The following is a 13,101-nucleotide window of genomic DNA, read 5'->3' on the forward strand; positions in this document are numbered from 1 at the left end:
TCGGCATGCTGAGCGTGAGCGGCCGCCGGGAGGGGATCTGACCAGGGCCGGAACGGTGGCCCGCGCCGCGGACCTGCCTCTACGCTCCCGACCCGTTGCCGAGACGAAGACGTATCGCGGAGCCTGCGCGTCGCTTCCCGAGGGAACGGGGGGATGGGGCAGCGGCGGCGTCCGCCGATGGGGGAGCGCCTGGTGTCCGACCTGTTGTCCGCCTTCGCCCGTGACTGGCACCTGTTCGTACCGATCGGTGTCATCGGGATCCTGTCCTGGTCGATCTGGCTGATCCGCAAGCTGATGTCCAACCGCTACCGGTCGGTGGTGAACGACTTCCGGACGACGACGTCGGTCGTCGTGCCCTCGTTCCGGGAGGACCCCGAGGTCCTCGAGCGCTGCCTCGACACCTGGCTGGCCCAGCGGCCGACCGAGGTGATCGTCGTCCTGGACGTCGGGGACCGGGAGGCAGCGCGCCGGCTCGGGGACCGGGTGGACCCGCGGCTGCGTGTCATCGTCTTCCCGCACCGGGGCAAGCGCTCCGCACTCGGGGTCGGCATCCGCGCTGCCCGGGGCGAGGTGCTCGTGCTGTGCGACTCGGACACGGCCTGGCAGCCCGGCCTGCTCTCCGCCGTCCAGATGCCGTTCGCCGACCCGCGGGTGGGCGCGGTCAGCACCCGGCAGAACGTCTACCGGCCGGGTTGGAACGTGTGGCGGCGGGTGGCGGACTGGATCATCGACCTGCGGTACCTGGACTACGTGCCGGCCACGGGCCTGGCCGGCGCGGTCGTCTGCGTCTCCGGCCGGACGGCGGCCTACCGGCGCAGCGCCGTGGTCCCGGTGCTCGAGCACCTGGAGCACGAGTTCTTCCTCGGCCGGCGCTGCATCGCCGGGGACGACGGCCGGCTGACCTGGCTGGTCCTGGCCAGCGGCTACCGGACGGTGCACCAGAGCAGCGCGCGGGCGATGTCGATGTTCCCGAACACGTTCCGGGCGTTCTGCAAGCAGCGGGTGCGCTGGAGCCGCAACTCCTACCGGTGCTACCTGACCGCCGCCTGGAACGGCTGGCTGTGGCAGGTGCCCCTGGTCAGCCAGGTCACGGTGCTGCAGATCCTCTTCACGCCGGTGACCATGTTCGCCGCCATCTACTACGTCGTGCTGGCCGGAACGGGCCCGGCCGGAGTGCGCGGACTGGTCCTCGCCGGGGCCTGGCTGCTGATCGGCCGCGCGATCCGCAGCCTCTCGCACCTGCGCCGCAAGCCCGCGGACGTCGTCCTCCTGCCGGTGGTGGTCGTCGTCATCGCGCTGGTGGCCCTGCCGATCAAGACGTTCGCGCTGTTCACGATGAACCGGCAGGGGTGGCTCACCCGGCGCTCGGCGCTCGTCGGGGGTGAGGGCCAGGACGAGGCGAGCCTCGAGCCCGGGCCGGCCCGGGCCGAGGGCGTGGCGGTGTCCTCGTGAGCGGGTCGCGGGCCCCCTCGCGCGTCGCGCTGAGCTGCCTGCTCGTGCTGACCGCCGCCGTCGTCAGCGGTGCCGCCGTCCTGCCGACGACCGCCGGTCCCCGGCCGGGCGACCGCGTGCCGGACGCGCACGCCCAGGGTTCGCGCCTCGCCGTCCTCCGCCACGACCTGGCCGGGGTCCGGGCGGAGCGCCAGAGCCGCCTGCTGGAGGCGGAGGACCGGCGGTTGCTCGACCTGGTCGCCGCGGTCCCGTTCGGCGCACCGCCGTACACCGCCGGCGCCGGCCGGGACGCCACGCTGGTGCTGACGCCCATCGGCCGCGACTACGGGCTGGCCGATCTCGAGGCGCTCGGCGCCGCCGTCCGCGCGCCAGACGGGGGCGTGGACGTGGTCCGGCACGTCCTCGTCGCCCCGGGCGCGAGCCTGCGGGTCGTCGCGCCGGGGACCACGCTGCGACTGCGCAGCGACGGCCGCCGGTTCGTCTCGCTGGTCGCCTGGAAGGCCTCGCTGGTCCTCGCCGGCGGGTCCGGGGCCCCGCTGCGGATCACCAGCTGGAGCCCGGGCCCGGCCACCGCGGATCCGAGCCCCGTGGACGGGCGGTCCTACGTGCGCACCTCCGGCGGCAGCATGACCCTGGACTTCGTGCAGGCGAGCGATCTCGGCTTCTGGTCCGGCCGCACCGGCGGGGTGGCGTGGACGGGCAGCCCGCGCGCCGCCACCAGCGGCTCGGTGCACGGGTCGACGTTCGCGCGCGGCCACTACGGCGTGTTCGCCTCGGGCGCCCTCGGCCTGGCGATCACCGGCTCCGCGTTCACCGACAACACCGTGGACGGGCTGGCGCTGCACCGCCGCACCGTCGGCACCGAGGTGACCGGAGGCCGCGCGACCGGCAACGGCCGCTACGGCGTCTCGGCCGATCTCGGCTCCGAGGACGTGCGGCTGACCGGCGTCGACGCCTCGCGCAACGGGGTGTCCGGCATCTCCTTCAGCGGCGCGCCGCTCGCCGAGGGACCGTCCGCGGGCGGCGCCTCCACCCGCATCTTCGGCGGGCTCACCGTCACCGGCGGGCGGGCCGAGGGCAACGGCCGCACCGCGGTGCGGATCGTGCAGAGCTCCGCGGTGTCGATCAGCGGGCTCGCCGTCCGCGGCGGCCGGGACGGCGTCGTCCTGGTGGGCACCCGGCACCCGACCACGGTCCGCGACACGGTGGTGCACGGCACCCGCCGCTTCGGGATCTCCCTGCAGGACGGCGTCGCGCGGCTCGAGGGCAACCGGATCGGCGGCGGCCGGACCGCCATCCGGCTGCAGGACGCCGACGCAGCGGTGCGGGCCAACGAGGTGCGGGCGGCCGCCCACTACGGCGTCTCCGTGTCGGGCGCGTCCGCCGCCTCGGTCGTCGCCAACACGGTCACCGGCCGCGGCCCGGCCGCGGTGGACACCTACCGGCTCGACGGCGACGCCGAGGTCCGGGTCGCCGGCAACGACACCGACCGCTGGACGGTGGACGAGGACGACTGGGTGTACTGGTCCCGCTTCGTCCCCCGGCACCCCATGGTGGTGCTGTGGGTCGTCGTCCTGCTGGTGCCGGTGCTGGCCTCGCTGCGCGGCCGGCGGCGACGGCCGGCGCCGGGCACGCTGCCCTACACCGACGAGCTGCGCGCGGCGCCGGTCTTCGTGCCGCGGGCAGCCGCCGCACCGGCCGCGTCCGGAGGAGGCGGCGGAGGATGAGCCGGGGGCCGCGGGGTCTGGCCCCGCTCGCCGTCGCCCTGCTGCTGCTCGTCGCCTGCGGGCCCGGCGGGACCGGCGCGGCGCCCTCCCCGTCGGAGTCCGGACCGTCCCGGCAGCCGGCCGGCCCGTCCGCGTCGACCGCGGCACCGCCCCCGCCGCCGCCCGCGACCTGCGAGCCGACCGGGGCGGTGGAGGTGCGCACCGCCGACGACCTGGTCGCGGCGCTCGCCGCGGCCCGCCCCGGGACCACCATCCACCTGGCCGACGGCCGCTACCGCGGCACGTTCGTCGGCACGGCCCAGGGCACGGCCGACGCCCCGATCACCCTCTGCGGGGGCCGCGGCGCGGTGCTGGACGGCGGGGACGTCGACGGCGGCTACACGCTGCACCTGGACGGCGCCGCGCACTGGCGGGTCGTCGGCCTCACCCTCACGGGCGGGCAGAAGGGGCTGATGGTGGACGCCGGGGTGGGCAACCTGGTGGAGGGGCTGCTGGTGCAGTCGGTGGGGGACGAGGCGATCCACCTGCGGACGGGCAGCACGGACAACGTCGTCCGCGGCAACACCGTGCGCGACACCGGGCTGCGCAAGGCGAAGTTCGGGGAGGGCGTGTACGTCGGCAGCGCCGAGAGCAACTGGTGCGACCTCACCGCGTGCCGGCCCGACCGCAGCGACCGCAACCTCGTGGAGGGCAACGACATCGCCGCCACGACCGCGGAGTCCGTGGACGTCAAGGAGGGCACCAGCGACGGCGTCGTCCGCGGCAACCGGTTCGACGGGGCCGGGATGGTGGAAGGGGACTCCTGGGTCGACGTCAAGGGCAACGGCTGGGTCATCGAGGACAACGTCGGCACGACCAGCCCCGAGGACGGTTTCCAGGTGCACGAGGTGGTCGACGGCTGGGGGAGGGGCAACGTCTTCCGCGGCAACACCGCGCACGTCGAGGGGCCGGGCTACGGCATCAACGCCGCCGGCCCGCGAGGCATGCGGGAGAGCACGACCGTCACCTGCGACAACACCGAATCCGGTGCCGACAGCGGGCTGACCAACGTGGAGTGCCGCAGCTGAGCCGTCCTGTCACCGAGCGGGTGTAGACCCCGGTCATGCAGATCGCCGCCGTGGCCGTGAGCGCCACCGACCTGGCCCGCACCGTCGCGTTCTACGAGGGCCTCGGCTTCCGGTTCCCGCCGCTGGAGGCCGACACCGAGCACGTCGAGGCCGAGGCCGGCGTCCGGCTGATGATCGACACCGCCACGCTGCTGGAGGGGCTGCACGGCGAGCCGCCGCGGCCCGGCAACACCGCGGGCTTCGCCGTGCTGTTCGACTCGCCGGGGGAGGTGGACGACGCCGCCGGGCGGGCCGCCGGCGCGGGCGGCAGCGTCGTGCACGAGCCCTTCGACGCCCCGTGGGGTCAGCGCTACGCCACCGTCGCCGACCCCGACGGCTACCGGGTCGACCTGTTCTGCCCCCTCTAGGCCTCAGCCCGGCAGCAGCTCGTCGATCCGGCGGGCCAGCGTCAGGTCGTTGTCGGTGACCCCGCCGGCCGAGTGGGTGACCAGGTGCAGGTGCAGCGTGCGCCAGCGCAGGTCGACGTCCGGGTGGTGGTCGAGCTCCTCGGCGACGTCGGCGATCGACCCGATCGCGGCGACGGCGTCCCGGAAGCTCGGCAGCTCGACGCTGCGGTGGATGCCCTCGCCGTCGCCGGACCACAGCGGCAGACCGTGCAGGGCGGCCGACAGCTCGTCAGGGGAGAGGCGCGTTGCCATGCGGCCATGGTGCCGTGCCGGGGCGGCCTCGTTCCAGGGTCCCGCGGTTTCGGCCCCGTCCGGAGGCTCACCCTGAGCCTGCGAAGGGTGAGGGGTACGGGGTCCTTTCTCAGGTGTGCAGGCCGCACTCGGTCTTGTTCCGGCCGGCCCAGCGCCCGGCGCGGGGGTCCTCGCCGGGCGCGACCGGGCGGGTGCAGGGCGCGCAGCCGATGGAGCCGTAGCCCAGCTCGAACAGCGGGTTCACCGGCACCTGGTGGCGCTCGATGTAGGCGTCGACGTCGTCCTGGGTCCAGGCCGCGAGCGGGTTGACCTTGATCATCTCGCGCTTGGCGTCCCAGTCGACCAGCCGGGTGCCCGCGCGGGTCGGGGACTCGTCGCGGCGGACGCCCGATCCCCAGGCGGCGAAGCCGGCGAGGGTGGTGGCCAGCGGCTGCACCTTGCGCAGCGAGCAGCACAGGTCGGGGTCGCGGTCGTGCAGCTTCGCGCCGAACTCGGCGTCCTGCTCCGCGACGGTCTGCGGCGGCGTGACGTTCACGAGGGTGATCGGCAGGGCGCTGGCGATCCAGTCGCGGGTACCGACGGTCTCGGCGAAGTGGTAGCCGGTGTCGAGGAAGACGACCTTGACGCCGGGGATCGCGGTACCGGCCAGGTGGGCGAGCAGCCCGTCGGCCATCGACGAGGTGATCGCGAAGTCCTCGTCGAACGTCTCCCCGGCCCAGGTGAGGACGGCGAGCGCCTGCTCGACCGGGTCGGCGATGCCCTCGAAACGGGCATCGGCCTCGTCGGCGAGCTCGGGCGTCGGCCGGACGGCGGTCGTCATCCTTGCTGCACTCCTGTCGCGATCAGGCGGACGGTGAACGCACGCAGGCACGCGCTGCAGCGCCAGGCCCCGGGCTCCTCGTGCGGCGCGAGCTCCTCGTCACCGCAGTAGGGGCAGAAGAACACCGGCAGGTGCCGCGTTCCCTCCGGCGCACCCTCGCTCACAGCAACCAGGCCTCCTCGGCGCGGGCGACGTAGGCGGCGAACGACTCGCCGTCCTGGCGCCGCTCGACGTAGCCGCGCAGCACCCGCTCGCAGTAGTCCGCCGTCTCGGCCTTGGTGACCTTGTGGCCGCGGAACTTGCGACCGAACGTGGCGTCCGCACCGCCGAGGTGGCCGCCGAGGTGCACCTGGAAGCCCTCGACCATCTCGCCGGCGTCGTCGCGGACCATCGAGCCCTTGAAGCCGATGTCGGCGGTCTGGAACCGGGCGCAGCTGTTCGGGCAGCCGTTGACGTTGATCCCGATCGGCGTGTCGAAGTCGGGCAGCCGCTTCTCGAGCTCCGCGTAGAGGTCCTGGGCGTGCTGCTTGGTCTCGACGATGGCGAGCTTGCAGAACTCCAGGCCGGTGCAGGCCATCGTGCCGCGGCGGAACGCGCTCGGGCGGACCTGCAGGTCGTGCCGGGCCAGGGCCTCGATCAGCGGCTCGACGTTCTCGTCGGGGACGTCGAGGATGACCATCTTCTGCTGGGTCGTCGTCCGGGTCCGGCCCTGCGCGTACTGGTCGGCGAGGTCGGCGATGCGCCGCAACACGGTGCCGCTGATCCGGCCGGTGCGCAGGGCGAAGCCCAGCGCGTTGGCGCCGTCCTTCTGCTTCTGCACGCCGACGTGGTCGCGCTGGTCGTGCTTCGGCGCCGCGGCCGCCGGGCCGTCGGGCAGCGCGTAGCCGAGGTACTCGTCCTGCAGCACCTGCCGGAACTTCTCCGGGCCCCAGTCGGCCATGAGGAACTTCATCCGCGCGTGGTTGCGCTGCCGGCGGTAGCCGTAGTCGCGGAAGATGCTGGTCACCGCGGCCCAGACGTCGGTGACCTGATCGGGCCGGACGAAGACGCCGATCCGCTGCGCGAACTTCGGGTTGGTCGACAGGCCGCCGCCGACCCACAGGTCGTAGCCGACCTCGCCGTCGGCGTTCACCACGCCGTTGAAGGAGACGTCGTCGATCTCCGGCTCGGTGCACAGGTCCGGGCAGCCGGACATCGACGTCTTCCACTTGCGCGGCAGGTTGCTGAACTCGGGGCTGCCCACGTACTTCGCGACGGTCTCGGCGAGCACCTCGCTGGCGTCGACGACCTCGTCGGCGAGGACGCCGGCGAGCGGGCAGTTGAGCATGCCGCGGGGGGTGTCGCCGCAGGCCTCGGTCGTCTGCAGGCCGACGGCGGACAGCCGCCGCCAGATCTCGGGGACGTCCTCGACGCGGATCCAGTGCAGCTGGATGTTCTGCCGGTCGGTGACGTCGGCGATGTCGCGGCCGAACTCCGTGCTGATGTCGGCGACCGTGCGCAGCTGCTCGGACGAGAGTGCGCCGCCGTCGGTGCGCACCCGCATCATGAAGAAGGAGTCCTCGAGCTCCTCCGGCTCGAGCGTCGCCGTCTTCCCGCCGGGGATGCCCTGGGCGCGCTGGGTGTAGAGGCCCATCCAGCGGAACCGGCCGCGCAGGTCGGTCGGGTCGATGCCGTCGAACCCGGTGTGCGCGTAGATGTCGAGGATCCGCTGGCGGACGTCGAGGCCGTCGGAGTCCTTCTTGACCCGCTCGTTGGGGTTGAGCGGTTCGCGGTAGCCGAGGGCCCACTGACCCTCGCCGCGCTTGGGCCGGGTGCTGGTGCGGGGTGGGGTGGTCACGTCGGACTTCTTCCTGCGCCGTCCGCGCACGGGGCAGCAACCCGGGCGGGGAGGTGCGCTTGGGCCAGATCGGGGTGCGCAGCGTCGCGCGAGGGGACCGGTGTCAGCGCGGAGCGCGACACACGGCGCTGGAGACGAGCGCCAAGTCGATGTGCAGACGCGCGACGAGCAGAGCGCCACGGTCCGTCATGCGCTCCATGGTGTCACACTCGCGCAACACAGCCGGAGTGGTTCAGCTCACTCCGCCGTTCATCGCCGCCCGGATGCGGGCGACCGACTCCTCGAGCGGGATGACCGACGTGTCGATGGTGACCTCCGCGCGGGCCGGGGGCTCGTAGGGGTCGCTGACCCCGGTGAAGGCGGGCAGCTCGCCGGCGCGGGCCTTGGCGTAGAGGCCCTTGACGTCGCGCTGCTCGCAGACCTCGAGCGGGGTCGACAGGTGCACCAGGACGAACCGGCCGTGCTGCTCGACCAGCTTCCGCGCGTCCTCGCGGGCCTGCTCGTAGGGGGCGATCGCCGCGACGACGACCGTGCCGCCGTGCTTGACCACCTCACCGGCGACGAAGCCGATGCGGCGGATGTTGAGGTCGCGGTCCTCGCGGGAGAAGGTCAGCTCGCTGGACAGGTGGGTCCGGACGACGTCGCCGTCGAGCACGGTCACCGGGACGCCGTCGGACTCGAGATCCGCTACGAGGGCGTCGGCGATGGTGGACTTGCCGGCCCCGGACAGGCCGGTGAGGAACACGGTGACGCCGTCGGACATGGCGCCCAGTGTTCCTGAGGGTCCGGAACCGCCGGTCAGCCGGTGCCGGCGTCGCCGAACGAGCGCCAGGCGCTCTCCATCGCGATCAGCTCGGCGACGTGGGAGGGGAACTTGTCGGCGACGACGTCGGCGAGCGTGACCTCGTCGAGCACCCGCCGGTAGGCCTCCCGCGCGGCGACCCAGACCTGGGCCAGCGGCGCCGCCGCGCCGGGGTACTCGACGTCCTCCGGTCGCTGCCCGTGGACGTCGGCGAGGAAGCCCTGCTCCACCCGCATGACCCGGGCGACGGAGATCTCCTCCGGCGGCAACGCCAGCCGGTACCCGCCCTCGCGCCCGCGCTGGCTGGTCACCAGCCGGGCGTGCTGCAGGTCGCCGAGGATCGCCTGGAGGAAGCGGTTCGGGATGTTCTGCGCCGTAGCGATCCGGTCGCACGTCAGCGCGTCGGGTGCGACCGCCGCCAGCTCGAGGGCGGCGCGGACGGCGTAGTCGACGCGGGCGGTGATGCGCACGGTGCTCCTTCTCCCGGGTGCTGCGGGTCCATCCTGCCCTGTCTGGGAAGGTGCATCCGTGTTCCAGCTGCGTTTCACCACTCTGGTGGAGGCGCCGCTGACCGTCGCATTCGACGTGGCGCGCACCCTCGGCCGGCCCTGGACGGACCCGCTCGAGGAGGTCGTGTCGGTCCGGCCGGAGCGCGACGTCTACGCCGTCCGGCGCGGGCGGGGCTGGCTGACGCACTCCCGGCGGTTCTCCGCGACCGGCGCCGGCACGCTCGTCGACGAGCAGGTGGACTGGGAGACCGGCCTGCGCGGACCGCTCGGCGGGCTGGTCGACCAGCTGGTGCTGCGCCGGCGGATCCTGCGGGCGATGCAGGCCCACCTGGACCTGTACGCGGCCGCCGCGGCACGGCGCGCGCTCGAGGTGGTGCAGGTGGTCGGTGCCGCGGTCGTGGAGGGTGACCGCGTGCTCGTCGCCCAGCGGTCCGGCGGCCCGTACGACGGCTGCTGGGAGTTCCCGGGCGGCAAGGTGGAGCCGGGGGAGTCGGACCTGTCCGCGCTGGTGCGCGAGATCGGCGAGGAGCTCGGCGTCGACGTCGTCCCTCAGGCGTTCGTCGGCGAGGTGCTGCTGGACGGCGTCGTCGCGGGCGGCGAACCGGGCGCCTCCACGCTGCGGGTCTGGTGGGCGCGGCTGGCCGGGGGAGAGCTGGTGGCCCGCGAGCACGCCGAGCTGCGCTGGGTGCGCGCCGACGAGCTCGACGACCTCGAGTGGATCCCCGCCGACCGCCCCCTCCTCCCCGCCGTCAAGTCCCTCCTCACCCACCCCTGACGGCACTTTCGCGCGATAAAGCGCGCGTGCTTTATCGCGATAAAGCACGCCTGTGGACGACGCGATCGTTGCGCCGCCGGGTTGCGCCACAGTGCCGCGGTGACGCGCCACTACAACGGAGGCCCTTTCCTCGGATCACATGCCGTGGCCGAGGGGCTGTTCACGAAGCGGCAGTTGGACTCCGGGCTGTTCCGCCGCCTGCTGCACAACGTGTACGCGGAGGCCGGTGGGGTCCAGGACCACCGGCTCAGGGCGCGTGCCGCCGCCCTGCTCATGCCGCCCGAAGCCGCCATCGGCGGCCGGTCGGCTGCCGCCTGGTTCGGCGCGCCGTTCAGCACCGCGACGGATCCGGTCCTGGTCGTCGTCCCCCGTGACTGCCGCTGGACGGGACCGCGTGGCGTTCAGGTGCACCGGACGGACCTTCGGCCGCATGAGTTGTGGACCAGCGACGACGACGTCCGGCTCACCACCGCGCGGCGTACCGCGTGGGAGGTCGCCACGCTGGAGACCACGCTGACGGCGGTGGCGATGCTCGACGGAATGCTCCGGGATGCGCAGCTCAACGACGGCGAATTGAGCGAATCGCTGCTGGCGCTGGAGTTCACGACACGGCGCGGGCAGTGGCGCAGCAAGAGGGCGCAGGCCGTCCTTCCGCTGGTGGACGGCAGGGCGATGAGCCCGCCCGAGTCGAAGGTGCGCGTCGCCTGCCATCTCGCGGGCCTGCCGCACCCCGTGCCGCAGTTCCACGTGTACGAGGACGGCGTCTTCTTCGGCAAGGTCGACCTGGCCTGGCCCGAGGCGAAGGTGATCGTCGAGTACGAGGGTGCCTACCACTTCGACGAGTTGCAGATCCGCAGGGACGACGCGCGCTACGAGCACCTCGTCGCGGCGGGCTGGCGGGTGCTGCGGCTCAGTTCGTCCGACTTGAGAGACCTGGACGACGTCGTCGCGCGGATCCGGGCTCTCCTCGCCGAGTCCGCGCCCGGGTGATTCAGCCGGACTTGATCGCGACAAAGTGCGCGTACTTGATCGCGATAAACCCCAGGGGATAGCCCGAAAAGGGCGCCGGCCCCCATGGTCGGGACCGGCGCCCTCCGCGTGCTCGTCAGTGACGAGGGCCTACTTGAAGGCGTCCTTCACCTTTTCGCCGGCCTGCTTGAGGCTGCCGGCCGTCTTGTCCTTCTCGCCCTCGGCCTGAAGGTCGCGGTCGTTGGTGGCTGCGCCGGCTGCGGACTTCGCCCGGCCGGCCAGTTCCTGCGCCTTGTTCTCGATCTTGTCGCTCATCGGATGAGACCTCCTCTGATCCGCCGGAGCCGTTGTGCTACCCGCCCGATCCGGCGCCGACACACGCAGCCGCCGCCGCGATCTGCTGAAAGGTCTGCGGAGCTGGGGGGTGTGCGCAGGAAGTGGTCTCGTTCCACGCCCGTGACACGAGCGGAAGTTGAGGCAGGCGGGGCGGATTGTGGGTGCAGGTCACAAATCGGTGTCGGACGTGGACGCTCCGTCGAGGCCGTGCCTAGGGTCGCCCCGACGTGCGGAGCAGGCCTCTGCCTGCTCGGCGCGCCTTTCGAGTGAGTCAGCGCCGGGTACTCGTGGCCCGGCGACTGGCCGACCAGTCCGTTCCCCCCGCGCGCGCGGGACGAGGGAGGCATTGCACGTGAAGTTGAGCAAGCGCTACGCCGCGCTCATTGCCACCGGCATCGCCGGTGCGATGGCGCTGACCGCCTGTGGGGGTGGCAGCGGCGGCGGGGACGAGGGTGGCTCGGCCCAGGGCGGCCGAGTCATCTACGGCGAGTCCACCGACTTTCCGGAGAACCTCTACCCGTACATCTCTGCCGGCAACGCGACGTCGACGTTCAACATCCTCGCCCGCATCCTGCCGTCGACCTACAACGTCCAGCCCGACTTCTCGGTGGAGTGGGACCGGAACGTCCTCGCCGAGGAGCCGACGCTCGACACGACCGGCGGGACGCAGGTCAACACGTACAAGATCAACCCGGACGCGGTCTGGAGCGACGGGACGCCGATCAGCGCGGACGACTTCATCTACAGCTGGAACGCGCAGCGCAGCGCCGACCCGGCCGACGGTGGTTGCGCCTCGCTGCTGTCGACGAACGGCTACGCCAACATCGCCTCGGTCGAGGGTTCGGACGACGGCAAGACGGTGACCGTCACCTACGCCGAGCCGTACGCCGACTGGAAGGCCCTCTTCACCGGGCTGCTCCCGGCGCACCTGATGGCCGACCCCGACCCGGTCAAGCAGTGCGAGACCGAGACGGCCGGCTGGCCGGTGACCGACGGCCTGCCCAGCGACATCTCGGGCGGCCCCTTCCAGCTGCTGAAGAAGAACATCGACGCCGGTGCCCAGGTCGTCGTCCTGACCCCGAACCCGAAGTGGTGGGGCGACAAGGCGAGCCTCGACCAGCTGGTCATCCAGAACATCGGCAACGACCCCACGACCGCCGTCCAGGGTCTGCAGAACCAGGAGCTCGGGGTCATCTACCCCCAGCCGCAGCTGGACCTGGTCGACCAGGTGGACGGGCTGAAGCCGAACGTCACCAGCACCATCACCTTCGGTCTGTCGTTCGAGCACCTGGACTTCAACACCCAGGACGTGCACCTGGCCGACCCGAACGTCCGCAAGGCGTTCGCGATGGCGCTCGACCGGCAGGAGATCGTCGACCAGACGGTCGCCCAGTTCTCCTCTGACGCGCAGGTCCTCGACAACCGGCTGTACGTGAACAACCAGCCGCAGTACAAGGACAACGCTCCCGAGGAGTACAAGGAGCAGAACACCGACCAGGCCAAGGCGCTCCTGGAGCAGTCCGGCTACACGCTCGGCCCGGACGGCATCTACACCCACCCGCAGCGCGGGCCGCTGAAGATCCAGATCGACACCACGGCGAACAACCCGCTCCGGCAGACCACGATCGAGGTCATGATCCCGCAGCTCAAGAAGGCGGGCATCGAGGCCACGTTCAACGCGAACCCGGACATCTTCGCCGACGTCGACAAGCCGACCAGCCTCGTGGCCGGCGGCTTCCAGGCCGCGCTGTTCGCCTGGGTGTCCTCCCCGTTCGTGGGCAGCAACCAGTCGATCTACTACTCGCCGGCCAACGGTCTGGGCCAGAACTACACCCGGACCGGTACCCCGGAGATCGACACGCTGCTGGCGCAGATGGTGTCGGAGCCCGACCCCGACAAGTCCGCCGACCTCGCGAACCAGGTCGACACGGCCCTGTGGGACCAGATGGCGACCCTGCCGCTGTACCAGAAGCCGACCTTCATCGCGTACCAGAACACGATCCAGAACGTCGAGGACAACGCCAGCCAGGCGGGTCCGCTCTGGAACGCGGAGAAGTGGGCGCTGGCCCAGTGACATGAGGTGGCCGGGCGCGCTGCCGGCGCGCTCGA

General features: G+C 72.4%; 14 protein-coding genes and 1 pseudogene. 8 read left to right on the forward strand and 7 right to left on the reverse strand.

What is annotated here, in order from left to right; all coding sequences use genetic code 11:
* Window positions 1-80: 80 nt before the first annotated feature.
* The 5 genes and pseudogenes from AB3388_RS04280 to AB3388_RS04300 all read left to right on the forward strand — a co-directional run.
* Window positions 81-218 (forward strand): annotated as a pseudogene (locus tag AB3388_RS04280) (IS5/IS1182 family transposase); the annotation flags it as partial.
* On the forward strand, window positions 193-1,452 hold the full coding sequence (locus AB3388_RS04285; protein WP_495409516.1) for a glycosyltransferase: 1,260 nt from the start codon (window positions 193-195) through the stop codon (window positions 1,450-1,452). The pseudogene AB3388_RS04280 and the gene AB3388_RS04285, both read left to right, overlap by 26 nt.
* On the forward strand, window positions 1,449-3,179 hold the full coding sequence (locus AB3388_RS04290) for a right-handed parallel beta-helix repeat-containing protein (protein ID WP_495409517.1): 1,731 nt from the start codon (window positions 1,449-1,451) through the stop codon (window positions 3,177-3,179). Before AB3388_RS04285 ends, AB3388_RS04290 begins: the two co-directional genes overlap by 4 nt.
* Entirely contained in the window at window positions 3,176-4,246 is a 1,071-nt protein-coding gene (locus AB3388_RS04295; RefSeq protein WP_495409518.1) for a right-handed parallel beta-helix repeat-containing protein, read from the forward strand. The genes AB3388_RS04290 and AB3388_RS04295 overlap by 4 nt, the downstream gene beginning before the upstream one ends.
* A 35-nt stretch (window positions 4,247-4,281) precedes the next feature.
* A complete protein-coding gene (locus AB3388_RS04300; RefSeq protein WP_495409519.1) occupies window positions 4,282-4,653 on the forward strand; it encodes a VOC family protein in 372 nt (123 codons plus the stop codon).
* Between the two features lie 3 nt (window positions 4,654-4,656).
* On the opposite strand, the gene AB3388_RS04305 is transcribed toward AB3388_RS04300, so the two are convergent.
* The 6 genes from AB3388_RS04305 to AB3388_RS04330 all read right to left on the reverse strand — a co-directional run bounded on the left by AB3388_RS04305 (window position 4,657) and on the right by AB3388_RS04330 (window position 8,873).
* Window positions 4,657-4,944 carry a 4a-hydroxytetrahydrobiopterin dehydratase gene (locus tag AB3388_RS04305; protein ID WP_495409520.1) on the reverse strand — a complete coding sequence of 96 codons (288 nt, stop codon included), beginning with the start codon at window positions 4,942-4,944 and terminating at the stop codon, window positions 4,657-4,659.
* Window positions 4,945-5,053: 109 nt separating this feature from the next.
* Window positions 5,054-5,764 (reverse strand): phosphoadenylyl-sulfate reductase, encoded by a 711-nt coding sequence (locus tag AB3388_RS04310; protein WP_495409521.1) that lies wholly within the window; start codon window positions 5,762-5,764, stop codon window positions 5,054-5,056.
* A complete protein-coding gene (locus tag AB3388_RS04315; RefSeq protein WP_495409522.1) occupies window positions 5,761-5,928 on the reverse strand; it encodes a hypothetical protein in 168 nt (55 codons plus the stop codon). The genes AB3388_RS04310 and AB3388_RS04315 overlap by 4 nt, the downstream gene beginning before the upstream one ends.
* Window positions 5,925-7,601, reverse strand: coding sequence for a nitrite/sulfite reductase (locus AB3388_RS04320; protein WP_495409523.1), 1,677 nt, complete (start codon window positions 7,599-7,601; stop codon window positions 5,925-5,927). Before AB3388_RS04320 ends, AB3388_RS04315 begins: the two co-directional genes overlap by 4 nt.
* A 232-nt stretch (window positions 7,602-7,833) precedes the next feature.
* A complete protein-coding gene (cysC, locus tag AB3388_RS04325; RefSeq protein WP_495409524.1) occupies window positions 7,834-8,364 on the reverse strand; it encodes an adenylyl-sulfate kinase in 531 nt (176 codons plus the stop codon).
* 35 nt (window positions 8,365-8,399) lie between these two features.
* The gene (locus AB3388_RS04330; protein WP_495409525.1) at window positions 8,400-8,873 is read right to left on the reverse strand and encodes an RrF2 family transcriptional regulator; all 474 of its coding nucleotides are present in this window, start codon (window positions 8,871-8,873) and stop codon (window positions 8,400-8,402) included.
* 58 nt (window positions 8,874-8,931) lie between these two features.
* Between AB3388_RS04330 and AB3388_RS04335 the strand changes: the two genes are divergently transcribed.
* Both AB3388_RS04335 and AB3388_RS04340 read left to right on the forward strand, forming a co-directional pair.
* A complete protein-coding gene (locus AB3388_RS04335; RefSeq protein ID WP_495409526.1) occupies window positions 8,932-9,687 on the forward strand; it encodes a (deoxy)nucleoside triphosphate pyrophosphohydrolase in 756 nt (251 codons plus the stop codon).
* A 99-nt stretch (window positions 9,688-9,786) separates the two neighbouring features.
* Window positions 9,787-10,677 (forward strand): endonuclease domain-containing protein, encoded by an 891-nt coding sequence (locus AB3388_RS04340; RefSeq protein WP_495409527.1) that lies wholly within the window; start codon window positions 9,787-9,789, stop codon window positions 10,675-10,677.
* A gap of 129 nt (window positions 10,678-10,806) precedes the next feature.
* Here the strand turns inward: AB3388_RS04340 and AB3388_RS04345 are convergent, their stop codons facing one another.
* Window positions 10,807-10,971, reverse strand: a complete 165-nt coding sequence (locus AB3388_RS04345; protein ID WP_495409528.1) for a CsbD family protein — start codon at window positions 10,969-10,971, stop codon at window positions 10,807-10,809.
* Between the two features lie 373 nt (window positions 10,972-11,344).
* Here AB3388_RS04345 and AB3388_RS04350 point away from each other — a divergent pair, with 373 nt between their 5' ends.
* Window positions 11,345-13,066 carry an ABC transporter family substrate-binding protein gene (locus tag AB3388_RS04350; RefSeq protein WP_495409529.1) on the forward strand — a complete coding sequence of 574 codons (1,722 nt, stop codon included), beginning with the start codon at window positions 11,345-11,347 and terminating at the stop codon, window positions 13,064-13,066.
* The last annotated feature ends 35 nt before the right edge of the window (window positions 13,067-13,101 follow it).

The sequence above is a fragment of the Geodermatophilus sp. SMS 5-13 genome, assembly GCF_059428245.1.